We start from the raw sequence: 25570 nt of genomic DNA, 5'->3' as shown, positions 1-25570 counted from the left end.
TTGACTGAATCATCTCTTATTCGCCAACGCTGGGCGGGACAATTCTGCGTAACCGGCTCCCTCACTTCCGCAAAGAGTACAGATACGCAAGCAAACACATCTTCCCCCGCATCGTTTGTTGCGGCGTGAACTCGTTGTTGCAGTAGCAGTACCGGGCCCGCCAAAGCGCTTCGCCGTGTGGCCATTCGCTCCAGGCCGGGTAACCCCGGCTCGCGTACCACTGCGGGTCGCCCATGAAGCCGGGACTCCAGGCTTCGGCGTTCATATAGGGCGTGTGTCCCGGATGGACATCGGGAATGCCGTCGTTCCGTCCAGACGTGTAGATCTCCTCCGGATGCCGCGCTCCCAACCCGGTCATCTGCGTCATGTTCATCGGGTTCCGCCCAAGCCCGTAGTCCGCCTCTAAGATCATCGCCCGCTGGAAGTCCAGCCGGTCGCTCGGCGAAGTCGCCACCGCATGGGCCACGCACAGCCGCTGCACCTCTTCCACCGTCTGGAACCATCCGTACGCCTCGTCGCTGCTTCGCCGCGACGGCCGGATTAACGAGGGAGCGACGTTCTTATGCCGCGTCTCCAACATCACCGCCGCCTTCATGTTCGCCAGCAGCTCCGGGTGGTGGATCGGACGCCATCCGAACTTGGCGCACATAAGATAGGCCGCCGTGCCATAGAGCTGGTTGTATTTGTCGGCCTCCTCCGTCGCCACCTCCGGCCCGGAAACGATGCTCTCTTTGGCCATCGCGTCTTCGAAAACCCGGTCGCCGGTGACGTTGTAGAGGAACGCCGCCGCCATCATCTTCAAATCGCGGCCGCGAATCGAGCCATTGCCGATGCCGAACTTGAAGTCGAGATCCCGCTCCGCCGCCACCTTCCAAGCTTCGGTCGCCGCCGCTCGATACTGCTCGGCCAGCTCCGGCTTGCCCGCGATTCGGAAGCTGTCGGCGAGCATCGCCGCGTTGGCCGCGTTTGCCCACGCCATATAAGGCGCCGCCGCCGCCTGGTACATCGCTTTGTCGTCCACCGTCGGATTGTTCAGCCCGAAGCTGTATCCGCCCTTCGTGTCGCGCAGCCGAAGCCAGAAGTCGACTTCGTAGCGGGCTTCGTCGAGCAGGTCGGGAATCCCGTTTCCGCTCTCCCGAATCCCTAGGTCGTCCTCCTTTAGCCGACCGTTGCTCAACACGAACGGCAGGAGGATGTCCCAGATGTTCGAGACGTGAGTAGCGTTCCGGTCCCAGTCGGTGGCGTCGGAATGTCCGCCCCACGCGTTCGGATTCGTCGGCTCTCCCGGTTCCTTGTATCGCGACCAATCCTTGTTGTCCCAAGGATCGCCGCCAAGCTTCTTCCAATCCGGGTGGATCGGAGACATCGTCGTCAGAAACACTTTGAACCCGGGCGGGTCCACGTTCGGGACGTATCGTGGCTGCCGCGGTACCGGAAAGAAATCTTTGCTCTCCCCCTCCCGCATGAAGAAGTATCCAAGCACCGACGTCTTGTAAGGCTGGCGGTACACATCGTCGGCGATGGTGAAATCTTGGCTGCAGCCGACCCCGTCCACCACGAGCCGGTACGTCCCCGGTTGCTTGAAGGCGGAAAAGTCGCAGTTCCAAACGTCCGACTTCGTGAGGTTCCACGTCCCGCAATCCGGTCCGCTGGACTTCCAAAAAACCACCGTCCCGGCCTCGTACTTCTTGCCGCTCTTCGCGTCGAACAGCATCACCCGCCGTCCTGCGTAGCTCGAATAGTCGCGCGCCCCGCCGTCCCCCAGCCACATGTATAGGTCCGCCGATTTCGCCGCCGTCTGGCTCGGATCGTAGCCGATGATGTTGGCGTGCACCGCCTCCGAGACGTTCCGAAAGATGTCGAAAGCGAACGTGCGGGCCTCCACGTCGCTATGGGTCTGCGGCGAAATCGTGAGCCGATAGTGCTTCCCATGCTCCAGCTTCTTCGGGAGCTTCAGAAAGATCGTGTGCTCCAATGTGTAATCGGGATCGGGCCACTTCCACGCCGAGCCAGAGACTTTCGCCTTGCGAGAACATTTGACCGGCCGGACCGGGGTTCGATACCCAGGGTCGTCTGTTGAAACCAAGCTGTAGCTGGCCGGATCTGTCGCCGCCGCGGTATCCACCGGCAGCCCGAATTTCTCCAAAACGTCGTCCCCAAGCCCCTCGGGGTTGTTGAACGCCCTCGGTCCCGTCCCCAGGTCGCGATACCGAACCCAGCCGTCCTGCCACCGGATCATCACGTACTCGTCGTCGACGGTACGCACCTCGACTAACTTCGCCGCGTGAGCGCTCGCTCCAAGCGCGAGCAAAAAACCGAAAAGCAATCTCGAACGGAGAGTCAACGTCATCGTAAGGACCTACCGGGCTCCCTCAATGTACACCGCCTGGCCCGATTCCCTCCTGAAGACGATTACCGAGCAACCGCTTCGGGAGGGGAATCGAACCACTACATCCAGCTTAATGCCTGCTCCGCCCACCCGCGAAGGCTCTGCCAATACCTGGCTTCGCCCGCCGGACGCTCCAGCGGAAGATCGCGGGCGATCATTTGCAGCGCTTTCAGCGCCAAGCGCGGCGCGAACTCGCGCTGGGTGACGCCGCGCCGCCAGAGCACCTGCTCGACGAAACCGGTGTGGACGAACGGGTAGCAGTCGTAGACCCACACCATCGCCAAGCCGAGTAACGGATCGCCGAAGTGGCCGAAGACATGGACGAATTCTACGAGAGGGTTTTCCCCATAGTGCGGATCTCCGGGCCAGCCGACGAGGTCGTCCATCGGCGCAGTTCCCGTTTGGATCCGGTATCCCTGGGGAAAGAAGAACATGTAGTCGGTGTACACAAGGGGTGTGTCGATTTCGACCACCGCGGCGCCGACCCGCGCGACGGCGTCGGCGAACCAGGGGTCCGCAAGCCAAGCCCGGCGCTCGGCTCCCGCCTCCGCCAGCCACGGGTCGGCGTTCCACCGTTCGTCGTCGGTGAGGATCGCCACTTCGTCCAGCAAAGTTCGTCGAGGGAGCGTCGCTCCGATCGGGTCGTCCATGAGCCCCTCGCTGCAGGCTTGGAGTCGGTCGAGTCCTTCGATCGCCCGTTCGGTGGCAAGCCGGATCCGGTGCGGGGTGCCTCCCAGCGCCCAAAGGCTCAGGTTCTCGCCGCGCGGAACCTGACAAAGGCAGAGCGACTGCCCCGGCTGCGGTCCCGCGATCACCTGGGGTCCGGGAATACCGAGCCGGGCCAGTGCTTGGGCGAGCTGGATGCGATGAGCATCGATGCGGCGGAAGTCGACGGTTCTTTGCGTTCCGTCGGAAAGCGCGAGCTTGACGCGCGGGGAAAACGGTTGCCAGGGCTCGGGGTCGGCCTGGACGCTGACGATTCGCGAGCCGGGAAACGCGGCTTCGATGAGAGACATGTGGGACTCGCTCAGAGTCGGATTCGCTAGTTTCATAGGGTTGAGGTAGGGGAAAACGGTCTGGAGGTCGTCGCGAATCAACCTCTTCGCGGCCATGAGACGGCTGCGCACGGTGTTCGGCGGGACCTCGAGCAGGTGGGCGATCTCCGGGATGGACCATCCGCCGACGTAATACATGAGGAGGGCATCTTGATGAGGCTCGGAGAGAAGCTTTAAGGAATCGCGGATGGCGAGCCGTTGCGTCAGATCGGCCTCTTCTGAGGCTTCGTTCAACTGGGCGATCGGCTCACCGAGCCGGCGAGTGCCTCGACGCCGGCGGTAGTCGGTGCAGTGGGTCAGGGTGAGCTGGCGAAGCCAGGCTGTGAATTTCGTGTGGTCGCGAAGCGTGGGGAGCTTCACGACTGCGTACGCCAAGGTTTCTTGGGCCACGTCGTAAGCGTCGTCGACATTTCCGAGGGCTCGCATGGCGAGCCGGAGGATAGTTGGCCGGTGGGCCTCGAATAATTGATCCGTCGCCGCGCGATCCCCAGCGAGGGCTCGCGTCAGGAGCTCTTGTTGCGTTTCGTGCGTCATCAACCCCTAAGGCGCCCCCACCCTCAAAAATAGATCATCGCCAGAGTGAAAATTATTTGATCCGAACGAGCGAAGGTACGGACGATGGATTGTCCCACTCTGGCCTCGAAGAGGCGTCGATCCTCTAGCCCATGGTGAAGCGAAGCGGAGCCTTGGTAATACCGGCCAACCCATCGAGCCCTGAAAGTGGCGACCTCAGCCTAACAATATGAGAAGTCCAGGAACTCGTTGAATGTTCTCGCTCCGTTCGGGCGAGAATGGGAACTGCGCGATAATATGGCCAACCCATGAACAAAACCGCTCTGTCCGCCCTCGCCGCCGGTCTCGTCTGCCTATCGGCCGCCCAAGGAGGCTCTTCTCCCGAGAAACAGGTGCGAGAGACCGACAAGCAGTTCATGGAGGCGCTGTTCAACGGTGACCACAAGGAACTCGACCGAATCATCCACAAAACCGCGGTAATCGTCACCTCGACCGGCTCGATCGGCGACCGCGAGCACATGATCCACTCCGTGCGGACGGGCGCGACCCGGGTCAGGCGAATGGCCGCCGACCGCGTCCACGTCTACATGCACGGGGAAACCGCCGTTGTAACCGAACGCCTCCACTCCCAAGGCACCGCCCGCAACCAGCCGATCAATCACTGGCTCCAAATCATCCGCGTCTACCTCCACGAGGACGGCCGCTGGCAACTCATCTCCTACCAATCCACCAGGATCAAAGCCGGGTAGTTCTTCTCCAGCGCCTGCCCCGCCTTTAGCGTGACCGGTCGGGGAAGGGCGCAGCCCGGCGAAATTGAGCCAGCCCCAACGTGATGAGATCCATGGCTTGAATCGACGCGTTCAGCGCGAGAAGACAATGCTCGAGCGCCAACAGCATGACCTAAGAAAACCTCGTTCACGATAGAATTGCTGTTGGCACCCAATGAAGAAGTCTCTCGTAGCCATCACGTTCATTGCCATGATCGCGGTAGCCCACGCGCAAAAAGTGGTCGTCGCCTATGTCCCCAACTGGATCGAGCTTGAAACGTTCACCGATACGATCGACTACGGCAAAGTGACGCATCTCAATGTCGCGTTCGAGAATCCGGCGGACGATGCCGGCAACATGACGTTCAACAAGAAGGATGACGCGTTGATCGCAAAAGCCCACGCGAAGAAGGTGAAGGTGCTCGTCTCCATCGGCGGCGGCTCTGCCTCCACGAACAAAGAATTGATGGACCGCTATTTTGCCCTCCTGACCGAGGAAAAGCGGGCCGGCTTTGTCGCCAAGCTGGTCGAATACGTTGTCTCGCACAGCTTCGATGGACTGGATGTCGACATCGAGGGGCCGTCGATTAACACCGACTACGGTGCATTCGTACAGGATCTGGGGAAGGCATTGAAACTGAGAGGGAAGCTGCTCACCTCCGCCCTCTCCAAGGGTTATGGGGGCGACAAGGTGCCGAGCTCGGTGTTCGAGTGGTTCGACTTCGTCAACATCATGGCCTACGACGAGAGCGGCCCATGGAACCCGGACCGGCCCGGCCAGCACTCCTCCTTCGATGCCGCCAAGCAAAACGTCAAGTACTGGCTGGACCGTGGTCTGCCCAAGTCGAAAGCCGTTCTCGGCGTTCCGTTTTACGGCTACGGATTCGGAGACGCCTACCGCAAGGGCGACTACCCCTTCTCGGAGATCGTCACGACCTACCCCGGGGCCGAGAAGGCGGACCAAGTGGGAAGCACGATTTGGTACAACGGCCTGGCCACCATCCAGGCAAAGGCCAAATACGTCGTCGATGAAAAGCTCGCCGGCATCATGATCTGGTCCCTCGACTCCGACGCCAAAGGCGAAAAATCGCTCCTCGCCGCCCTCTGGGCCATCCTAAACCCATAAGGACCGCCGGTCTCCAGACCGGCCTTCCGATGAACGAACGTTCGCCTCTTTAGCGAACTGCCACGAACAAGCCCACGGTGGGCCTCCACCCTAGCGCAAGACGACCCGCTCAAGCTTTCATAGTCAACGGATTCGGCAACGGGATCGCAGGAAGGTGTAGAGCTTTCCGTCGGTGGAGCTCATTCTCATGACCGAATACATGACAACTACCGCGGCCGCGAAGGCGTATTCGAGGGGGAGGACGGTGGTGAGGGCGGCTCGCCCGGTAAGTTGCAGGCCGAGGAGACAAGCCGCGGCCACGAGGGTCAGGCACAAGCCATAGTTCGCCATCCGAACAAGAATCGCGAGAGGTCGTAGCCGGCGGTACTTCAGGCGCCCCAATCCTGCCGTCAAGCCCGGCACCATCAGCATCGGCATGGACGGGAGCAAGATCCCGGCCGCCGCCTCGACTCCGCGCCATCCTCCGTAAATCGAGAAGCCGTAGCCGGCGATGGACAGCATGACGCCCAGTGCAATCTCGGGCAAAGGGCCAAGCCGCCTGGCATCCATGGCGGATTTCGGCGGATAGCCGTCCGCCAGTTCGACCGCAATCTCGCCCAGCTCACCGAATTCTTGGACCGCCAGCGCCTCGGCATCCATGGCGCTGCGGCCAATCGCCCGCAGCTCGGCCGCCCGTTCGCTCAGGTGGTTTTTCGCTTCGGCGGCGATTTCTTCAGCATATTGGGTTGAGAGAGTGCGCTCCAGCATCTGCCTGAGTTCAGAGACGTAAGTGTCGATCGAGCGAGTATTCATTTCACCAACTTCCATTCCGTCACCCCGTTTTGCAGAACGGATCCAACGCCTCGGGCAAAGGCCTGCCACTCCGCCTGCTTACGCCGGAGCGTCTTTCGTCCAACTTCGGTCAATTCGTAGACCTTACGGGGTGGCTTGTTGCCCTGGGGAACCCACACCGCGGAGATATCTCCCTCGGCTTCCAGTGCGTGCAACGCCGGATACAGCTTTCCTTCCGCCACCGAAAGCGCTTCTTGACTAAGCGATCGAATGCGCTTGCTGAGTTCATATCCATGCGCCGGGCCTGTCGAAAGGCAGGAAAGGACCAGTGCTTCAAGGTCTTCGCGGAACGTCATGCAGGAATTCAGTATACATAAAAAAGGAGGTATGTTGGTTTTGGTATGAGGGTGGCCGTCAAGAACCGGGTCAGAGCTCCGGAGCCCCCTCTCCCTCCTTCGGATGTATGTGCCGAACGAGGGAGAGGGGGTTGGGGGTGAGGGAGTCCGGAGAATGATGGTTGATATTTGATAGGTGATGTTTGAGCATCCGGACCTAAGGACCGCCGGTCTCCAGACCGGCCTCCGGTAAACGCCTGTTCACCTCATGAGCAACGAGCCCAAGTTCCGGGACTAGGTGATCACAATCTCGATCGCCTGCCCCGCTTTCAGCGTTATCGGGCGGGGGAGGGATATGTGGAGCATTCCGTCCTTCTGCGACGCCGTCACGTCGAGCGGGCGACCCTCGACGGACACATCCGCATGGGTCCCGTGGGCCTGAAACGAAAGATCGTGCACCCGGAGCCTTCCCCAAGCCATGGACAGGTGGCACGAGTGCCGGCCGGCTGAGATCTTCTGCGAGAACGTTCCCCAACCTTCGGCCGTCGTGAAAGCTGATTTAAACTCTTCCGGCGTCACCCGCGGCGCGAATCCGATTCTGCCCGCCGGCCCGTTGTAGCTGAACCCCGACAAAGCCGTGAAGACCCCCCACGACGCCATCGCCCGCGAGTAGTGGTCGCTACACTCGACCTCGTTGTACGGGTTCCGCTTCGAAGGGTGGTACCGCTCGTGCACGGCCCGGCAAATTGAAAGCCCCTCCTCGACCATCCCTTCCCAGATCATGTGGCCCGCTACCTGGTACTCGATGCCGGTCCACACCTCGTCCCGGTACAACACCGGATCTTGCTCGCGACCGCCGATCGGCCAGGTGCAGGTGAAGAGCCCCCCTTGCCGGGCAGCGCGAACGGCCGCTGCGGCGGCCAGCGCTTGTTCTGACCGGCCACGTCGGGAGCCCAGTTGTACTTCCAGACCGACTGCAGCCCCTTCACCACCTTATCCGCCGGATAGATGTGCCCGAGCCCAACCTGGTGCGCCCACCCTTGGCCAAAAAGCTGATCGGCAAGGCACCCCGGCCCATATTGGTACTGCTTGTATTTCGACTGGTCGACCTCCTGGATGAAGTACTCGCCGTTCCACAGCCGCCGCATCGTGGCCTCGCGCCCGCTTTCGTAGATCTTCCGGCACTGCTCGGCGAATGGACGGTCGCCAAGCTCTTTCGCCATCTCTTCGCCCGCGCGGAGAGCGGCTAGGTAGAGCGAGCCGACAAACGTATTCGCACCGAAGAAGTCGATGTCGTAGGTGTTCGGCTGGGCATCCTCGATCATGCCGTCGCCGTTGGCGTCGTGCTTGATAAGGTATTCCAGTGCCTTCTTCGTCCTCGCCCAGTTCTTCTTCAGAAAACGGTCGTCGGCGCTGTTGAGGTGCTCGCGGTATGCCTTGAGGATCGTGCCGCACTGTCCGTCGGCGGCATACTCGCGGTCGCTCCTGAAACCCACGAGTCCGGTCGACTCTTCGAACGCTTCCCCAAAATCCTGCCGCTCGCGGACGTTCCGCTCGAGCTCGGGGAAGAGCCTCGCCATCGAGTGCTCGTAGTTCCAAACGTGGGTGCAGGTGCCGGAGCAGCAGACGACCCCCTCCCAAGCCCAGAAGCGGCCACTCTTCCACCATTCGGTAACGCCGGTGGCGATGTTGCCGATCGTCGAATGCAGCCGGTCGAGCAGCCAATACGGAAGGGTCGAGTCGTAGTAGGTGTCCCGCCAAAGCTTGGTGTCCGCGCTCAGCCGCTTTTGGTTGCGGGCGACGTAGGTCGCCACCTCGCCGGCGTCGGCGAAGTGGTTGGCGTAGTTACGTCCGCGAGGGTGGTGCGGGAAATGCCAGGCAAGCACAAAAGTGACCGTGTGGGAGGCGCCGGGAGCGAGGTGAAATGGGGCGGGTCGAACCTCTCCGACGTACTTGGTGGCGAAGTCGTAGCTATCCTGGTGGCTTGCTTTGCCATTCGCGAGCGCGGCAAGGGCGAGGGTGCCGTTGTCGCGATTCGGATCGGCATGGCGCGAGGCGACCTCTTTGGCGTCCTTGATGCGATCGGCCTGGCTAAGGTCGTCGATGTTAATGTGGCCCCAGCCGCCCGTCGCGTCGTCCACGATTTCGATCTGGGCCCGTTTCCCCTCGAACTCGGTGACGTCCCAGGCATCCCATAACAGCTCCTCGCTGTTGAGACCGGTCGCAGTGCGAACGACTTTGCCGTTGACCAGCAGGTTGATGCAGGTCTTCCCCGGCATATGGCCGCCGCCGATCTTGAAGGTGATGAAATCTCGTTCGACCGTGAACTCGGGCGAGGTCAGACGGCCCTTTGTATCGTCGCCGCCGTAAAACGAGTTGACCAATCGCTTGCCGCCGAACTTGGTGACCGGGTTCTGGCTCGGAAGGGTCCCCGCCGCGGGGCCGGGGCCGAAGGCCGTTCCGGTCGTCTTCCAGTTGCCGTACGTTTCCCCCTCGAAGTCAGCGATGAGAATGTTCGGTCGCGGATTTGCTCGCTCCGAAGCGAACGTGTCGTGGGCCGGATCGGCGCCATGAACCATCAGGGTAAGCCCTTTTGCCACGTGCGCGGCGGTGTGTCGCCGCCGCCCCTTATCTTCGTGCTCCCCAGATCGAGCGCAGGCATTTTCGAGGAAGCCGGCGAGGTCGATCGCGACATCGCTGGAGCCGGGGTTGTGAACCGTGATCTCGAAAACCGTAGCCGGCAGCCCGGAGTCGTTCGCGTTGAGCGGAATGAACGGCGAGAACGCCACCATCTCCGCCATCACCGGGCAGGCGGGGTCTCGATACGAAACGGTCGCGATCGGATATTGGCCGTTGAACTCGATCTGGCTAAAGGAACTCTTGTCCAGCCGGTACTTGCGCCCCCCTGCCTCTAGCGTGAAGCCGAACTCCACGTTCTTTGGGATCGGACGCTTCGCGTAGCTGTACGGGCCTTCGTTTTGGTAGCGGTGTTCGTTGAATATCTCCCAGCAGCCGAGGGTCCCGTCGCCGCAGAGATATAGCTGCCCGGCGGCGATGCCCCCGATCGGCATCCCGATCGAGTCGAGGTCGGCTCCGGTCCAAGTCTCTTTGGAGCCGCGCTGGATAAGCTGAGCCCTCCACTCCCGGGAGAGCCCCTTCTCCGCGGGGACTTTGTGATCTTGCACCACTAGCGTCCCATCCGCGAGCACGGCAAGGATCTTTCCTGGGAATCCAAGACCAAGGGCGGTTCCTCCGGCCATCTTCAACATCGAACGTCGGCTGAGATCTTCCATATCGGCAACCGCGAGTGTAACCCGATTCGGCTTCCCGGCACTCAGCTCCGCTGGGGCCAGTCAAACGATTTAGGTTGCCTATGATGAGGACTGAACTTCACCGCTCGACCTGGTTTGCCTTCGGCCTCGCCGCCTCCGTTTTAGGGGCGTCGTTCGCGGCGGCCCAGACACCGGCCGCGCCCAAGACGTTTCCCAAAGGCGTCCTACACGGGCGCGTGCTCGATACCGATGGTAAGCCGGTCGCGGGGGCGACCGTGGCTTTGCAAGAGAAAGACGGCAAGGTCCTGACCTGGACGAAGACCGACGAAAAGGGTGAGTACAACTTGGCCGCCGACCCCAAGCGGGCGCTTCATCTCCGTCCTTCACGTAGGCGAGGATTGCTCGAGAAGTGCGTGCGCGTGGCAGCGGACGTGGCGATGGCGCCGGTGAAGGCAGCCGGTTCCGTAGTGGCAAAGCCCGGCGAAACGGTAAAAGCCGCGGCCGTTTCCGCCGCGACCGGAAATCCATTGCCGTTGGCCGGTCAGACGGCTAGCTCGGTGTTGCCCAATCGCGATACTGCCCAACAAGCTCGCGAGGCCGCCGCAAATACCGCCGTCGGCAACGGCCCGGCCTCCGCCTCGGCCCCGCCCGCCGAGAAAGGGCAGGCGCTCCTATTGATCAGCGCTCCCAGTTACAAGGACGCAAAGGTCAACGCCGGGGCGTACTGGCTCGATCCGCCGGAGGGTAAGGAAACGGGAATCCAAGCATGGCTGGAGACTGTAAAAATGGCGTCGACCAAGGTTGCCGGTAACTCCGACGTCGTTCAGGAGGCGGTGACGCTTTCCGATCCGGTCCTCGAGCCATCGCTGGTGCCTCCGGGCGGGGAAGTCAAGATTCGAGTGAAGCTCAATTCGCCTCCGGGCCCGGATCGCCGTGTACGCGTTTTCGCACGGGAAGCTCGAAAGAACACCGTTGTCGAGCTGCTTCCCCAGGGTGGCGCGGATAAGAACATCTACGCCGGAACCCTCACCCTCGATCGAAAAATGCCCGCCGGAGAAACCACGGTGACGCTTGGCGGCCTCCGAGCCGTCCCGGTAGAAGTTAAGCTCAATCCGAAAAAGCCCGACCCATTAATCGAGTTCGTCCGCCGCCTGGACGATATGGAAGCCGGCAAACCCTACCTCTACGACCCCCTCATCATGGCCAGCGAAAACCGTCTAGAAGTCAAGCTAACCGTCCTCCCTAAGTAACGTTGCCAGTAGCGTCGGCGCCCTCGCCGATGAGTCCCCCACCTTCGGTAAGCTCCTTTGGTGCAAGGAGGCCAGGAGCTTGATTCGGGAGACTCGCTGTCTGCCTTTCGCGATCGTTTCGTGATTGAAGACCCGAACCTGATTTACCTGGACGGGAACTCCCTCGGGCGGTTACCGAAGGGGACGGTAGAAGCCGTCGATCGGGTGATGTCCCAGTGGGGCTCCTCGCTCGTTTCTGGGTGGCGTGAGTGGTACGACCTCCCCCAACGTCTAGGTGCCAAGATCGCCCGGCTTATCGGCGCGGAAGCCGATGAGGTCGTCGTTTGCGACTCGACTTCCGTGAACCTCTTCAAGCTGACGGTGGCGGCGCTCCAGGTTCAGGCCGACCGCCCGAAAGTGGTCACCGACGACGCGAACTTTCCATCCGACGTTTACGTGACCGTCGGCGCGGCCGTACTCACCGGGAAAACCGAATTCGACGTCGTCGCCGTGGAAGACGACGTTGCCGCGGCCACGTCGCGGATCGAGGCGAAGCTCGACGGCCAAACCGCTGTGCTCACCCTCTCTCATGCCCTTTTCAGGAGCGGATACGTGCACGACATGGCGCGGCTGACCGGGGGAGCGCACGAGGTGGGCGCCCTCGCGCTTTGGGATCTCAGCCACTCGGTCGGGGCGCTTCCGATCGACCTCAACCATTGCGGCGTGGACCTCGCCGTCGGCTGCACCTACAAATACGTGAACGGCGGCCCCGGCGCGCCGGCGTTTCTTTTCGTTCGACGAGAACTGCAGGAGCGGATGCGGACGCCGATCTGGGGCTGGTTTGGACAGCGAAATGCGTTCGACTTCTCTCTCGATTACGAACCCGCGGCCGGGGTCGCCCGGTTCCTGGCCGGGACGCCCCCCATTTTATCGATGGCGGCGGTAGAGCCGGGTATCGATCTACTCTTGGAAGCCGGATTGGATCGGTTGCGAGAAAAGTCGGTGGCGCAGACCTCGTTCCTGATCGAGCTCGTGGACGAGGTCTTGGTCCCACTCGGGTTTCAGATGATCACTCCCCGCGACGTAAACCGGCGCGGCTCGCACGTATCGGTCACTCACCCGGAAGCTTGGCGGATCAATCAAGCGCTCATCGCCGAGATGAAGGTTATCCCCGATTTTCGAGCGCCGAACGTCATCCGCTTGGGCGTGACCCCGCTCTACACGACGTTCCAAGAGCTGGAAGAAGCGATCGATCGTATTCGGTGTGTGGTTACTGAGCGCCGATTTGAGAAGTACGACGTGGCAAAGTCGGCGGTCACTTAGCGCCTGCCGATGCGCTCCGGAGCCCCCTCTCCCTCCTTCGGATGTATGTGCCGAACGAGGGAGAAGGGGGTGAGGGAATCCGGAGGGTTCATCGGCGGGGGCGCCGACGCTACGTGGCAGGAGACCGGCGATCCTTAGTCGCCCACCAGGCTTCGAGCGCCTCGTCCCAAGAGCCGGTGTAGTAAGCGTCGACGTACGCCTGAAGAGCGTCGAACTCCGCTTTGTAAAACTGCTCGAGCGAATCCCGTGTCGCGGTTTGAATCCAGGTTGCCCAAGCCTCGAGCCCTTTCTGTAGGAGGGCGTGCCCTTCGGCGGCGGAGCCGAGGCGGGGATGCTCGCCGAGAACGGCGTCGCGTCGCACCTCAGTTTCGTCCGGAAGATCCTCGACGTGCACGAGGTCGGGCCGGATCGCGAGTAATTGCGACGTCTCGTACCGGGCGGCATGGTCCAGCAAACTTGGGTCGTTGAGCGGCTGCAACGGAGTAGCGGCAAAAACTCGCAGGCCGGGACAGTCGTCCATGGCGCGAAGCGCCGCTTCGTAAAGCTCGATCAGGTGGCCCTGGGCGTAGTGACCGGTGACGACGGCGATGGAACGGACGCCCGCCCCGGCGAGGCCGAGAAGCGTGTCGTCGAGGACCGCTCGGAACGTCTCTGTGCGGATTTGTAGCGACGCCGGGTGGGGAAGTGTGGTGATCGGTAGCCAGATCCCCGGAAGGAGAACCCCCTCCATCTGATCCGCGAGACGCTCGGCAAACGACTCCGCGACGATCCCATCGAGTCCAAGCGGCAAGTGATCCCCATGCCACTCCAGCGCCCCCCACGGAACAATGGCGGCCGCCCCCGCCTCCCACGCCGCCTCAAGCTGCGCCGGCGACATTTCGGCATATCTAGGCACAAGCCAGTTTAGAAGCTTTCTGGGAGGAAGAAATCGCAACGCCCGGCGAGAAAAATGGTACCCCTTTTCAACGATATGGCGGATAGCGCTGTCGGGCGCGACATCGCGCCAAGCTTGGGCCCGCTAACCAGACGTTGCGCGTCGGTAGACGGAGCGGCGTGGTCTCAAAGCGAAGAACTTGTATCGATCTTCGGTGACACGAGGTTCGGATTTCCTAAATGGGGCTGCCGTCGCCTGTAATCAATCCCGTTTACCACGCTACCGTGACATCGACCGGTTTGCGTCGTCGGCGGCCGATATACCTAGTAAATTCACTGCCTAGCAATAATGCTGTAAAATCCTTTTCGATATGAGGAAGCGTCTCGTTGGAATTTTCGGCTTATTGGGGCTGGCCGCGGTTGGATGCGCGCAGTCGGATCTGGTCGGCTTTCACAAGTATCCGGAATTCCGGACCTTCTCCGGGCTTCCCGGAGGCGGATTCGCCGTGACCCCCGACGGAGAGCTCAGTTACAAGGGCGCGATGGCGTTCAGCACGCCGATCGCCTACTCTCTCGGACAATTCCGAACCATCTTCGGAGGCGGAATCGTAAGTCAGAACGGCTCTCTGACGAGCCCGTTCAGCTTCCGCGATTCCGCGACGCGTAGCGATGGGAACGGAACCGGGTTTCTCCAGACCGGCGTCAGCCTGGGCAAAGCCGGACTCGTCACCGGTTCGATCATGTGGCTTAGCAGCGAGCTTGATTCCGCGCTGAACTTTCAATTCACCCCAGGCACCCAAACCGGACCGGCCCGCTTTGCCGCCGGTGTTCAAGACCTGACCGGGCACGGGGGTTCCTCCGGTGGAAGCGTGGTGGGCGACAACGACTCCTCGCGCAGCTTCTACGGCGTCGCAACCTACGACTTCGGCTCCAACGGAACGTACGCCTCCGCGGGAATTGGAACCAACCGGTTTCGACACGGCTTTTTCAACGTCAGCACAAACCTGATTCCGCAAGCCAAAGCTTATGTTGAATACGAGGGTTGGTTCTGGAACACCGGCGTCAACTACTCGGTTCCGCTCACGAACATACGGACCGGCGAGGGGGTCAACCGGATGCTGAACCTTCAGATCGCGCTCGGAAGCGTCGCCGGGAAATACGGCTACTGGGGTCTGATGCTCTCCCTCTAGCGGCTACCGGCGTCGCAACCATGGACGCACGTGCAGCCGGTATAGCAGCAACGGAAGCGAGTCGCTGAAGGCGACGACCACTCTCGAGAGCGCCAAACGATTCTCGTCGGTCGTCGCCGCCTTCTTCCGCAACGCCAGGCCGACCTGGTAACCGGCCAAGCCGACCGCCTCGACCGCGGCGTCGTTCAGCCCGCCATAGGGATAGCAGAAGCTCCTCGACTGAATGCCGTGCTCGACCAGATCCGCGTGCGCTTCGTCGACCTCCCGCCGTTGATCCTCGGGAGCGAGGTCGTCGAGGTGAGGGTGCGACCGCGTGTGATTCCCGATTTCGTGCCCACGAGACTGCGCGTCGATAAGCAAATCCCAACCGGCGAGCGGACGCGCCGCCGTTCCATCCCAGTCGCTGCTGCCGCCCACCTTTCCCGAGACGGCATAAAAAGCGCCACGGGCGCCGTTGCGCTCCAAGATTTCCGGCGCATGGAGCATCGTCGAGAGGTAAGCGTCATCGAAAGTCAGGCACACCGGGCCGATGGGCCAAAGGCCCCCCAGGTCCCGGGGCAACAAAAAAGGACGCCCGCGGCGAGCGAAAAATCGGACGTGCGACTCCAGCCTTTCCGGCTCGATATTGAGCCTGCGGCCCTCCTCCGACTCCGGGCCAACCTTGTGATAGCAAAGGATCGTGGCGGAACTGGCCATGTTGGGCGTGACGACAGCGGGTCTCCGAACGTCCGAAGTATGACTGAATGCAATCCGATAGACAAAGATCGGGGCAGTCTAGTTACAATGGAGCGTCCCCGATAAAATCCGGGGCGCTGGAGAAGCATAGCGAAGATGCACAAGTTGCGATCAATTACCGTCGGCCTAGGCGCGCTCGCGCTCGTTGCGGCCGCATCTGCCCAGTTCGACGGTCCCGCACCGCTGGCATGGCGCTCGATGCAACCCACAAGCGTCCCACCGGGCGGCTCGCCCGTCACAAACGGCGACGACATCTACCAATCGATCGGCGGACGTATTTACTGTCTGGACCGTTCGACCGGAAACAAGCGGTGGCAGTTCCCGCAGGTCGAGGCGATCCCGGGAGTCTTCCGGACGTCGCCAGTGCTTTCTAACGGCACCTTGATCGGCGTGGGCGACAACAAGATCGTTTACGCCATTGATCCCGCGACCGGAAATTCCAAGTGGAGCGCCAACCTACCGACCGGCGCGCTCGGTTCGCCGGTAGTCGCCGGAAACCTCGTGGTGGTTGCGCTCAGCGACAACAGTCTGATCTCCTTTAAAGTCGGCGACGGCTCGCCCGGTTGGTCGAATCCATACAAGGTGTTCGATGGCCTCACCGGTACCATCGCCGCCTCCGGCAACAACGTCGTCCTATTCACGGGACGTCAGCAGATGGCAAGCCTGAACACGGCGACGCAGAAGTTGGACTGGAGCCAGACGTTCACCCAGCTCGCGCCGAACCCGTCGGCGACGGTTGTCGGGGACACGATCTACACGAACTCGGGCCCGTATCTCATCGCGCTGAACGCGGGCAACGGGATGGCGCGATGGCAGACCGCGACCCCGCTGCAACTCGCCCTCTCTCCGGTCTATTCCCCAACCGGGATCCTTGTCACCTCCCAAGACGGCAAGCTGCTGATCATCGATCCGGTGAGCCACAAGATCGTCACCAAGACTCCGATCGATCTAGGCTCGCTGCCGAACGTGAAGCCAACCTCGGTTGGCAACGGCAAGTTCATCGTGCCCACGTCGAACGGCGCGATCAATCTCGTCGACGCCACGACCGGCGACGCTCAGTGGTCTTACATTCTGCGACCTGCCGCCGACGCGGTGGCCTCGACGACGACCACGAGTAGCGGGCCCGGCGGAAAAGGTGGCGGTGGTTTTGGCGGGTTCGGCGGCCAAGGTCCCGGAGGCCAGAATTCCGGAAACAAGACCCAGGAGAAGATCACGTTCATTCAGGCAGCCGCGCCGGCGGTGCTGGTGGGCGAAACCCTTTTGGTTCCGGCGCGCGACGGCAGCATTTTCGCTTTCGATCGTAACCTAGGCGTCGACCTCACCCCGCCGAAGGTCGAGATGCTCTTCCCGAACGCTGGCGACCAGGTTTCCGGACAGCCTCCGCTCGTCCTCTACTTCCGGCTCACTGACGAGGCTTCCGGCCTTAATACGAAGTCTCTGAAGGTCGAAGTCAATGGGCAGCCGCTGGATTTCACCCTCAACAAGGACGGCACCATCTTAGTCCGGTTCTCGCAGACCGGCAAAAATCGGCCCCTCGCCGATGGTCGAAAGGAGATCATCGTGACGGCGGCGGACTGGATGGGGAACGAGATTCGCAAGCCGTTCGCGCTCACCATCGACAACGCGCTCGCCCCGATCGTGATACCGGGAAGTTCGACGAACGGTGGCAAGGGCGGCCCCAACGGTCCGGGTGGACCTGGTGGCGGCGGTATCGGCGGCGGCGGCCTTGGCGGTGGCTAGTCTGACGGCGGAGCGGTCACCTGCCTTCTGGCAAGCGCTCGCGGCTACCGAAGCCTCGCCGGTCAAGAGCCGAGCTCTCCTAGGAGAGCTCGGCTCTCTTCCTCTTACCGAGGCGCTCCCACGTCTTGTCGGGCATTCGGCGCTTTCCGAGGCCGAGCGCCGGCGAGTGGGCTTCACTTACCCCCAGGCTCTCGAGCGGGCCTTGGAGGCAGGCGTGCGCACATTAACCGAGAGGGACTTCCCCGAAGCGCTGGCCGAGGCGGTGGGAACTCCGCCCATCCTTTTCATCCACGGCGATGAGGGATGCCTCCATGCGCCGACCGTGGCCATCGTAGGTACCCGATCCGCGTCCACCTACGGCCGGGCCTGCGCTCACAAGTTCGCCGAGGCGCTGGCGAGAGCCGGCGTCACCGTCGTCAGCGGGGGAGCCTTGGGAATCGATGCCTCGGCACACCGGGGAGCCTTGGAGGCGGGTGGCCGAACCGCCGCGGTGCTCGCCGGAGGGGTCGACCACGTCTACCCTGCCGTTCACCACGGCCTATTCGGCGCCATTCGCGACCAAGGGTGCCTCATCAGCCAATTTGCCGTCGGTTCAAAGCCGAACGATTACCGGTTCATCGTTCGAAACTCGCTCGTCGCCGCGCTTAGTTCAGCCGTCCTCGTCATCGAGGCTCCCAAGCGTTCGGGAGCGATCCACACCGCCCAAGCCGCCGCCGAGCTCGGCCGGGAAGTCTTCGTGGTGCCAGCCAATATCGACGCGATGTCTTTTCAAGGTTCCTTCGCCCTCATTCGCGACGGCGCAACTCTCGTGAGCCATCCGGTCGAGCTGCTCGAATCACTCGGCATCGAACCGGGCGCTCCCCCGGAGGAAGCCGCCCCCGCCAGCTCGCAGGGTGAGCGAATCTTGTCTCTTCTGACCTCAAAGCCTTTGGCGGCGGAGAGAATCGTCGAACAGAGCGGCCTTAGCACCGCCGAGGTGCTCTCAGAGCTCACTATGCTGGAATTAGAAGGACGCATCGTCCGCGACACCGGAGGGTATGCCTTAAAGCCATGAAGAAGGTCGTGCTCGCATATGGACCGCGAGGATTTGGGAACTACACCTTCGACACGGAGACACTCGAATTCTCTGGCAGCCCCGACACTCGAAGTGGACCGCTGATCATTCCCGGCTTCATCGATATCCATACCCATGGCGCTTTTGGGATCGACTTCATGTCGGCCACGGTCGACGAAATGCGGGATCTCTGCTGCGAACTTTCGAAAGTCGGCTATGAGGGGTTCCTGCCCACCACGGTCACTGCCCCCGTCGCCCAAGTTCGGCAAGCTCTTGCCAGACTTCCGGATGATCCGATGATCCTTGGGTTCCACCTGGAAGGTCCCTTTATCTCACCTCGATATCCGGGCGCACAGCCACAAGGGGACATCGTGGATCCGCCCGTGGGCGTTTCCGAATGGGACCCAATCTTGGACGATTCACGTTTGAAAGTGATCACCCTTGCCCCTGAGCGACCGGGAGGCGGAGACCTCATCCGAAGATTATCGAATAGAAACGTGAAAGTGAGCATCGGGCATACGGAAGCAACCTACACCCAGTGCCGAGAGGCGTTCGCTATGGGAGCTAGGCACACGACCCACACGTTCAACGCCATGCGCCCGCTGCACCACCGGGAGCCGGGAGCCGTGGGGTTCGCGCTTACCGAGAACGATGTCTTCACGGAGCTGATATATGATCGGCACCACGTCGCGAGGGAAGCCGCAGAAGTTTTGCTTCGATGTAAACCCGAGAGCCGGGTTCTCGCGATCAGCGATTCCACGATGGCGGCTGGCGTACCATCCGGCACGCATCTAAAGATGTGGGGGCTGGACTGCCACGTGAGTGAAGGAACGGTGCGTCTTGCCGACGGTACCCTCGCGGGAAGCGCGATCACCTTGCTGGATGCCTTTCGGAACCTGAAAGAGGACTTCGGCTGGAGCACCGCGGTAAATGCCTGCTGTATTAACCCGCGCATCGCACTGGGTCTATCTACCACCGAAGCCCGTACATATCTAGAGCTGGACCCAGATCTAAACATCGTCGCCCGCTACGATCGGAAGAAGTAGCCAGAATGGCGGTCGTCCCTACGACGAAGTTGTGTAGCCGCAGGTTGGCTCGTACCTGCGTCCTCAACGATCCACAAGTTTCGTTGCAAAGAGACACGCTCTCGCGCAGGTACGAGCCAAACTGCGGCTACAACGCTTCGCGTTAGGTACACCGAATCGTCGGCGAGGGCGCCGACGCTACTTGGGGACGGGCGGCAAGCGGTAACCTTTTGGGTCAATGAAAGTGCTCGTCGCGGATAAATTTGAGGATAGTGGGCTTGCCGGCCTTCGCTCGCTTGGCGTAGAGATCGCTTATGAGCCGGACCTGAAGGACACGACCCTCGCCGCCCGGCTCGCCGAAGAGCCGTTCGATGTCTTGATCGTAAGGTCGACGAAGGTGTCGGCGGAGATGATCGAGAACAGCCGCCTGGGACTGATCGTCCGGGCCGGGGCGGGCTACAACACGATCGACGTCGGTGCGGCGAGCGCGCGCGGCGTCCTCGTCGCCAACTGCCCCGGGAAGAACTCCCAGGCGGTCGCCGAGCTCGCGTTCGGCCTCCTTCTCGCCTGCGACCGCAAGATCGCCGACAACGTCGCCCAGTTGCGAGAGGGTAAGTGGAACAAGGCGGGGTTCAGCAAAGCGCGGGGACTCTATGGCCGGACCCTCGGCCTCATCGGCATGGGGAATATCTCCCAGGAGATGATTCAGCGAGCCCGCGGCTTCGGCATGAACGTTGTTGCCTATTCCCGCTGGATGAGCCCCGAGATTGCCGCCGCTCTCGGCATCGGGCGGGCCGCCAACCTGATCGAGCTCGCGCAGCAGTCCGACTTCGTGTCCGTCCATGTGAGCCTCACCAAGGAAACGCGAGGGATGCTCGACAAGAAGTTCTTCGACGCGATGCGAAACGGAGCCGTCTTTATCAACACTAGCCGCGGCGAGGTCGTTGACCAAGCGGCGATGCTCGAAGCGCTCGACACGAAAGAGCTTTTCGCGGGCCTCGACGTGTTCGAAGGGGAGCCGGAAGGGGGCAAAGGCAGCTACGAGGGACCGCTTGCCAATAACCCGCGCATCTATGCGACCCACCATATCGGAGCCAGCACCGAGCAGGCCCAAGAGGCCGTTGCGGACGAGACCGTCCGGATCGTCCGCGAGTATCTGCTGACCGGCATGGTGCCGAACGTGGTGAACGTGAAGCGGGGCGAGGCGGCCAGCCACGTTCTTATCGTCCGTCATGCCGACCGAGTAGGTGTCCTCGCCCACGTCTTGGAGATTCTCAAAGGGGAAGGCGTCTCGGTTCAAGAGATGGAGAACGTGATCCTCGGCGGGGCTCAAGCCGCCATCGCTCAGATCTCCGTCGACAAAGAGCCGTCGCCCGCCGCTACTGCGGCGATCAAGCTCAACGCCAACGTCTTCGACGTGAACGTGATGGCGATTCAGCGATAAGAGTTAGGAAATAGCTAAACCATGGGGGAGGCGGTCAGCGTCTCCCCTTATGTGGAGACCGAGGACTATCGGAGAGACCTAAAACGCCTTCGGCGAAGCGTTGCCCTGCTCTGGCTCTTTGCCGTGATCGTGATAGGCAGATGGCTTGTGAGCAAGTTGGAGGAAACGGTAGTGGCGCCGTACGTAGGCCATCCTAACGTCGCTAGAACCGGCGATACATACACGATCTTTACCTTCGACAATCGGGCTCCCTCCGTCATTCCGGCATTCTTGGTCGTGCAGGATGGCGGCTTGCTCCGGTCGGCCCAACTGCCGCCATTACCGCTGAAGGTAGAGAGTGGAAGGTGGGAGGTTGACGCCCGAGAGCTAAAGTGGCTCACTCAAGACGGAGGGCCAGCCGAAGCCCCTGACGTGGGAGCCGATATTCGACTTGTGTACCTTCAAGGTGCCTGGAGTGAGAAGAGGTAGGGCCAGAGCTTCCATAATAGAAGCCCCGTGATCCTTTCCGTGTCCAATGTCGCCAAGTCGTTTGGCGTCGATAGAGTCCTTACTGGCGTGACCTTCCGCATCGATGCGAGGGAGAAGGTCGCGCTGGTCGGACGTAATGGAACCGGCAAGACGACGCTTCTGAAGATTATCACCCGCCAGATGGAGCCCGACAGCGGGGGCGTCCAACTCGCGAAAGGGGCCAAGGTCGGGTATCTGCGGCAGGAAGCTCCGGTTTCGCTGGGCCGCACCGTGATCGAAGAGGCGGAATCGGCGGTCGAGCGGCAGCTCGAGCTCCGGGCTCGAATGGCGGAGCTCGAGCAACGGCTCGAGAACGGCCCGACCGAGGAAGAGCTGGATGAGTACGCGCTGATCCACGAGCACTTTTTGGAGGCCGAAGGGTATTCCGCGGAGAACGACGTGCGCGTGGTTCTCCAGCGGATGGGGTTCACCGAAGACGAATTCGACAAGCCGACGGCGAAGCTGAGCGGCGGAGAAAAGACCCGCCTCGCGATCGCCCGCCTCCTGCTCGAAGAACCCGATCTACTGATCCTGGACGAGCCGACCAACCACCTCGACCTTCAAGCCACAGAGTGGCTGGAGGGTTGGCTTCGCCAGTACCACGGCGCCGTTCTCCTCGTCAGCCACGACCGAACCTTTCTCGACAACACCGCCGAGCGGGTGGTGGAGATGCGAGACGGTACGGTCAAGACGTATCCCGGCCCGTTTCCCAAGTATCTGGAGCTACGCGCCGCCGACGAGGCGCGGCAGGCCGAAGTCGCCAAGCGGCAGGAAATGGAGATCGCGAAGATGGATGAATTCGTCCGGCGCTTCATGAACTCCCAGCGCACCGCCCAAGCGCGCGGCCGGCAGAAGATCATGAACCGGCTCATCGAGAGCAAGGTGAACGCCCCCAAAATGGAAAAGGGGATGAAAGGCGGCTTCGCCGAGCCGAAGCGAAGCGGGGATACGGTCATGGCCACCGAGAAGCTAACCGTCGGATTTCCGGCCGGCGACGAGGAACCGGTCGTCTTGTTCAAGGATCTCGACTGGACGGTTCGATTCGGCGAACGTTGGGGCGTCATCGGAGAAAACGGCTCCGGCAAATCGACTCTAATGAAGGTCGTCCTCGACCAACTGGAGCCGCTCGCCGGTCGGGCGCGACTCGGCTCAAACGTGGTCTGCGGCTATTTCACTCAGGACGGTGTCGACCTCGATCCCGAGGTCTCGCCTCTGCATACGATGGTTTGGGACCTCGATCTCAAGCCCCCCGAAGCCCGCAACCTCCTCGGACGCTATCTGATCACCGGCGACGATGTTTATCGTCCGATCAAGACGCTTAGCGGCGGAGAAAAGAACAAGCTGTCGCTGGCAAAGCTCACCCACCTCAACCCGAATCTACTCATCCTCGACGAGCCGACAAACCATCTCGACATGGCATCGCGAGAGGCGCTTGCCGAGATCCTTCGCGAGTACAAGGGAACCCTCGTTCTGGTCTCGCACGACCGGCACCTGCTTGCCGAGGTGACCGACCACACCCTCGATATCCGCCGCGCGGGTCCGATTCAGTACCCGGGCTCCTATCTCGAATATCGAAACCGAGCCAACAAGCCCGCGCAAACGCCAAAGAAGGAAGTACCTCCGGCGCCGATCATTCCTAAGCTGCTTGACGGCAAGAAAGCACCCCAAGAGCCGGCCCTCTCGCCGCGCGAGCTCAGCAAGGAGATCGGGCGCTTGGAGAAAGTGGTCGCCGGCATCGAGTCCGAAATCGAAGATCGAGAGGCCGAGCTAAAGGAAGTCGAAGACCGCCTCGCCAACCTCGACCCCTCCGCCGACGTCTTCGCCCTCACGCGCGAGCATCAGCAGCTCAAAGAGGAGCTAGAAGGCACCCTCGCCGCGTGGGAAGAACACTCCACCCGTCTTGAACGCCTAATCGCCTCCCGCGGCTAACTCCAGAGCCCCCACCTCGTCGATGTTCGTGCGATGAGGAGGGGGTTGGGGGTGGAGAAATCCGGAGTGATAGCTGATCGTTGATGGTTGAGCGCACTAGCGGCGAAGCAGTGTAGTCAGCGCACACGTGTGCCGCGCCTGCGTGCCACGCCGGTAAGCTTTCGACGATGGAGAGAAGGGCGTTTGGTAAGACGGGACTGGAAGTCAGCGTGCTCGGGTTCGGTGGTTCGGAAATCGGGTTTGGGGACGTGGCTCAACCCATCATCGAGCGCTTACTCAATTCGGCGATCGACGCCGGCCTTAACGTGGTCGACACCGCCGAATGTTATGGCGATGGCGAAGACAAGATCGGACGGGCGATCTCCCATCGTCGCGACGAATTTCTCTTGTTCACGAAGTGCGGACACTCAAGCGGCTTTGCCGAGCCGGACTGGGACCCAGCCATGCTGGCGAAAAGCATCGATCGCTCTTTGCAGAGGCTGAGGGTCGACTATGTCGATCTCGTGCAGCTTCACAGTTGCGATGAGTCCTTGCTGCGTCAAGGCGACGTGATCGACGTGTTGAGACGCGCAAGAGAAGGCGGGAAAACCCGCTTCATCGGCTACAGCGGGGACCGCAACAACGCGCGGTACGCCGTGGAGTGCGGCGCGTTCGACGCCCTTCAGACCAGCGTCAACATCGCGGACCAGGAAGCGATCGAGCTGACCCTGCCGCTCGCCCGTGACAAGGGAATGGGGATCATCGCGAAACGCCCCGTCGCGAACGTCGCCTGGATCTCCGAGCCGCCCGTCGGCTCGTATCCCCGCACTTATTGGGAGCGCTTACAGGAGCTGCGCTACGACTTCCTTCAAAGCGAGACGCAAAAGGCGGTCTCGATCGCGCTTAGCTTCACGCTCGGTCAACCGGGCATTTGCACCGCCATCGTCGGGACCCAAAATCCAGACCGATGGCGTCAAAATGCAAAATCGATCGCGTCGGGCGCACTCGCCGCCGAGGAGGTCGCGGCGATCCGCGATCGCTGGAAGGAAGTGGCCCGCCCCGATTGGGTCGGCTGCGGCTAAAAGCCGTCGGCCGACTCAAGGACATAAAGCGCGGTTTGCATCTCTTGGTCGTCCAGCTTGGTCTCCCGGATTCGGTTCGCGATTCGACGAGCAAGGGGAGCGGCTTGTGGAAACGTCTCGTTCGTCCAGAACCGGTACTCCTTATGGAAGAACCCGACTTCCGCCAGGAACAGCACCGGAAATTCATACGACTCGCCCACGGAGCCCATATCCTCTTGATTAAAGGATCCGTCGCTCTTGAGCGTCTCTTTCAGGCAATGGTCCATCATCAGCCGGATTGCCCCTCTCGCCTGCTCTTTCTGGCGGGCATCCATAAATGGCCAACCGTATCGAAACAGCTTCACGATGTCGAGGTCGTGGTGGTTCGACATTTTTCCTTCCTGAAGCCATCCGTAAGGAAACTCGAGATCTTTCATCGCGAGCACCGTGCGGACGATCTGCGGCCATCGCCCGATCTTGCCGTCTAGGTAGTGGGCGACATGGAACGTGCAGCTCAGGTCCGCTGTCTTGCGCAGCCCGGTCGGCGTTTTGTACCAAGCGCCGAAAAAGCCGGTCTGCGGGTCCTGCCAGGTGTTGACCACCCAGTCATGAATGGTCTTCTTCAGCGCCGGATGAAATTTGTATCCCGACTTGAGACTTCCCTCGATGAGCCGCAGAAGGTCCGTTCCCGCCAAGTTCAGCTCGAACCGGCGATCTTCGCCCGTCGCCGCTACGTCGGAGATGAGATTTGAATTCAAATAGGCAAGCAATCTCGCCGGCGTGTTGATGCGATCCAAGAATCGGAGCGGCTTCTTCGGCACCACTTCGTTGACTAAGTAATCGCACGTGGCGTCCAGCTTGTAGAACCAAGCCTCGTGATACGGCCCGAAGCTCCCCTCCGCATCTTGCTCCACGACGGCGGTGTCGCCTCGGCCATGGATGAGGTCGTCGACCTGAGCCAGCTTCTTCTCGATCTGATCGTAGCGGGCAGTGTAATGGGTAAGCCAGTGCGTCTCCACCAACAACTGGTGCGCCCGACGCGACGATTTCCCTTTCGACTCTCGCGCAAAAAGGGCTTTCGTCAGTTCCTCGACTCGGTCCTTGTAGTGGTTAATGCGGTCCCGATAGGAGGGGTCGAACCGGACGAAATCGGGCCCCACGTCGTACCCGAAAACCCCCATCTTCTCACCCCGCGTTTGCCAGTGAGCCGGCAAGGCAGAACTTAGCAGCAATGGCAAACATGCGGCCAACAT

21 protein-coding genes are annotated in these 25570 nt (G+C 61.5%); 12 read left to right on the top strand and 9 right to left on the bottom strand.

Features of this window, described 5'->3' with window-relative positions:
* Positions 1-61 precede the first annotated feature (61 nt).
* Both OP10G_RS05150 and OP10G_RS24040 read right to left on the bottom strand, forming a co-directional pair.
* Complete coding sequence (locus tag OP10G_RS05150; protein WP_025226954.1) at positions 62-2350, bottom strand: glycoside hydrolase family 9 protein; 2289 nt, start codon at positions 2348-2350, stop codon at positions 62-64.
* 98 nt (positions 2351-2448) lie between these two features.
* The gene (locus OP10G_RS24040; RefSeq protein WP_025226955.1) at positions 2449-3978 is read right to left on the bottom strand and encodes an RNA polymerase sigma factor; all 1530 of its coding nucleotides are present in this window, start codon (positions 3976-3978) and stop codon (positions 2449-2451) included.
* 287 nt (positions 3979-4265) lie between these two features.
* On the opposite strand from OP10G_RS24040, the gene OP10G_RS05140 reads away from it, so the two are divergent.
* Positions 4266-4706 carry a nuclear transport factor 2 family protein gene (locus OP10G_RS05140; RefSeq protein ID WP_025226956.1) on the top strand — a complete coding sequence of 147 codons (441 nt, stop codon included), beginning with the start codon at positions 4266-4268 and terminating at the stop codon, positions 4704-4706.
* A 193-nt stretch (positions 4707-4899) separates the two neighbouring features.
* Positions 4900-5850: a glycosyl hydrolase family 18 protein gene (locus OP10G_RS05135; protein WP_025226957.1), complete on the top strand. Its 951-nt coding sequence runs from the start codon at positions 4900-4902 to the stop codon at positions 5848-5850.
* 123 nt (positions 5851-5973) lie between these two features.
* Here OP10G_RS05135 and OP10G_RS05130 read toward each other — a convergent pair whose 3' ends face one another.
* From OP10G_RS05130 to OP10G_RS05115, 4 genes are all read right to left on the bottom strand, one after another.
* A complete protein-coding gene (locus OP10G_RS05130) occupies positions 5974-6642 on the bottom strand; it encodes a hypothetical protein (protein WP_025226958.1) in 669 nt (222 codons plus the stop codon).
* Positions 6639-6977 carry a PadR family transcriptional regulator gene (locus OP10G_RS05125; protein ID WP_025226959.1) on the bottom strand — a complete coding sequence of 113 codons (339 nt, stop codon included), beginning with the start codon at positions 6975-6977 and terminating at the stop codon, positions 6639-6641. Before OP10G_RS05125 ends, OP10G_RS05130 begins: the two co-directional genes overlap by 4 nt.
* A 273-nt stretch (positions 6978-7250) precedes the next feature.
* Positions 7251-7793 carry a GH116 family glycosyl hydrolase gene (locus OP10G_RS27585; RefSeq protein ID WP_158409139.1) on the bottom strand — a complete coding sequence of 181 codons (543 nt, stop codon included), beginning with the start codon at positions 7791-7793 and terminating at the stop codon, positions 7251-7253.
* Positions 7748-10249, bottom strand: a complete 2502-nt coding sequence (locus tag OP10G_RS05115) for a GH116 family glycosyl hydrolase (RefSeq protein WP_025226961.1) — start codon at positions 10247-10249, stop codon at positions 7748-7750. The genes OP10G_RS27585 and OP10G_RS05115 overlap by 46 nt, the downstream gene beginning before the upstream one ends.
* Before the next feature lie 83 nt (positions 10250-10332).
* Here OP10G_RS05115 and OP10G_RS05110 point away from each other — a divergent pair, with 83 nt between their 5' ends.
* Both OP10G_RS05110 and kynU read left to right on the top strand, forming a co-directional pair.
* Positions 10333-11478, top strand: coding sequence for a carboxypeptidase-like regulatory domain-containing protein (locus OP10G_RS05110; protein WP_227625068.1), 1146 nt, complete (start codon positions 10333-10335; stop codon positions 11476-11478).
* A gap of 60 nt (positions 11479-11538) precedes the next feature.
* Positions 11539-12780, top strand: coding sequence for a kynureninase (gene kynU, locus OP10G_RS05105; RefSeq protein ID WP_227625067.1), 1242 nt, complete (start codon positions 11539-11541; stop codon positions 12778-12780).
* A 109-nt stretch (positions 12781-12889) separates the two neighbouring features.
* Here the strand turns inward: kynU and OP10G_RS05100 are convergent, their stop codons facing one another.
* Positions 12890-13675, bottom strand: a complete 786-nt coding sequence (locus OP10G_RS05100) for a creatininase family protein (RefSeq protein WP_144241003.1) — start codon at positions 13673-13675, stop codon at positions 12890-12892.
* Between the two features lie 349 nt (positions 13676-14024).
* Here OP10G_RS05100 and OP10G_RS05095 point away from each other — a divergent pair, with 349 nt between their 5' ends.
* On the top strand, positions 14025-14843 hold the full coding sequence (locus OP10G_RS05095; protein WP_025226965.1) for a hypothetical protein: 819 nt from the start codon (positions 14025-14027) through the stop codon (positions 14841-14843).
* A 3-nt stretch (positions 14844-14846) separates the two neighbouring features.
* On the opposite strand, the gene OP10G_RS05090 is transcribed toward OP10G_RS05095, so the two are convergent.
* Positions 14847-15539, bottom strand: coding sequence for a polysaccharide deacetylase family protein (locus OP10G_RS05090; protein WP_025226966.1), 693 nt, complete (start codon positions 15537-15539; stop codon positions 14847-14849).
* Between the two features lie 135 nt (positions 15540-15674).
* Between OP10G_RS05090 and OP10G_RS26685 the strand changes: the two genes are divergently transcribed.
* From OP10G_RS26685 to OP10G_RS05055, 7 genes are all read left to right on the top strand, one after another.
* Positions 15675-17318, top strand: coding sequence for a PQQ-like beta-propeller repeat protein (locus OP10G_RS26685; RefSeq protein WP_025226967.1), 1644 nt, complete (start codon positions 15675-15677; stop codon positions 17316-17318).
* Complete coding sequence (gene dprA, locus OP10G_RS05080; protein WP_084178830.1) at positions 17242-18372, top strand: DNA-processing protein DprA; 1131 nt, start codon at positions 17242-17244, stop codon at positions 18370-18372. Before OP10G_RS26685 ends, dprA begins: the two co-directional genes overlap by 77 nt.
* Complete coding sequence (locus OP10G_RS05075; protein WP_025226969.1) at positions 18369-19418, top strand: N-acetylglucosamine-6-phosphate deacetylase; 1050 nt, start codon at positions 18369-18371, stop codon at positions 19416-19418. The genes dprA and OP10G_RS05075 overlap by 4 nt, the downstream gene beginning before the upstream one ends.
* Positions 19419-19635: 217 nt before the next feature.
* Positions 19636-20841, top strand: a complete 1206-nt coding sequence (locus OP10G_RS05070) for a phosphoglycerate dehydrogenase (RefSeq protein WP_025226970.1) — start codon at positions 19636-19638, stop codon at positions 20839-20841.
* Between the two features lie 147 nt (positions 20842-20988).
* On the top strand, positions 20989-21309 hold the full coding sequence (locus tag OP10G_RS05065) for a hypothetical protein (protein WP_144241002.1): 321 nt from the start codon (positions 20989-20991) through the stop codon (positions 21307-21309).
* 27 nt (positions 21310-21336) lie between these two features.
* Entirely contained in the window at positions 21337-23277 is a 1941-nt protein-coding gene (locus tag OP10G_RS05060; RefSeq protein WP_025226972.1) for an ABC-F family ATP-binding cassette domain-containing protein, read from the top strand.
* Positions 23278-23444: 167 nt separating this feature from the next.
* Positions 23445-24338, top strand: a complete 894-nt coding sequence (locus OP10G_RS05055) for an aldo/keto reductase (protein ID WP_025226973.1) — start codon at positions 23445-23447, stop codon at positions 24336-24338.
* On the opposite strand, the gene OP10G_RS05050 is transcribed toward OP10G_RS05055, so the two are convergent.
* A complete protein-coding gene (locus OP10G_RS05050) occupies positions 24335-25570 on the bottom strand; it encodes a hypothetical protein (RefSeq protein ID WP_144241001.1) in 1236 nt (411 codons plus the stop codon). The genes OP10G_RS05055 and OP10G_RS05050 overlap by 4 nt on opposite strands.

Source organism: Fimbriimonas ginsengisoli Gsoil 348, assembly GCF_000724625.1.
Taxonomy (GTDB): Bacteria; Armatimonadota; Fimbriimonadia; order Fimbriimonadales; family Fimbriimonadaceae; genus Fimbriimonas; species Fimbriimonas ginsengisoli.
This window is presented reverse-complemented; position numbering and strand designations above follow the sequence as displayed.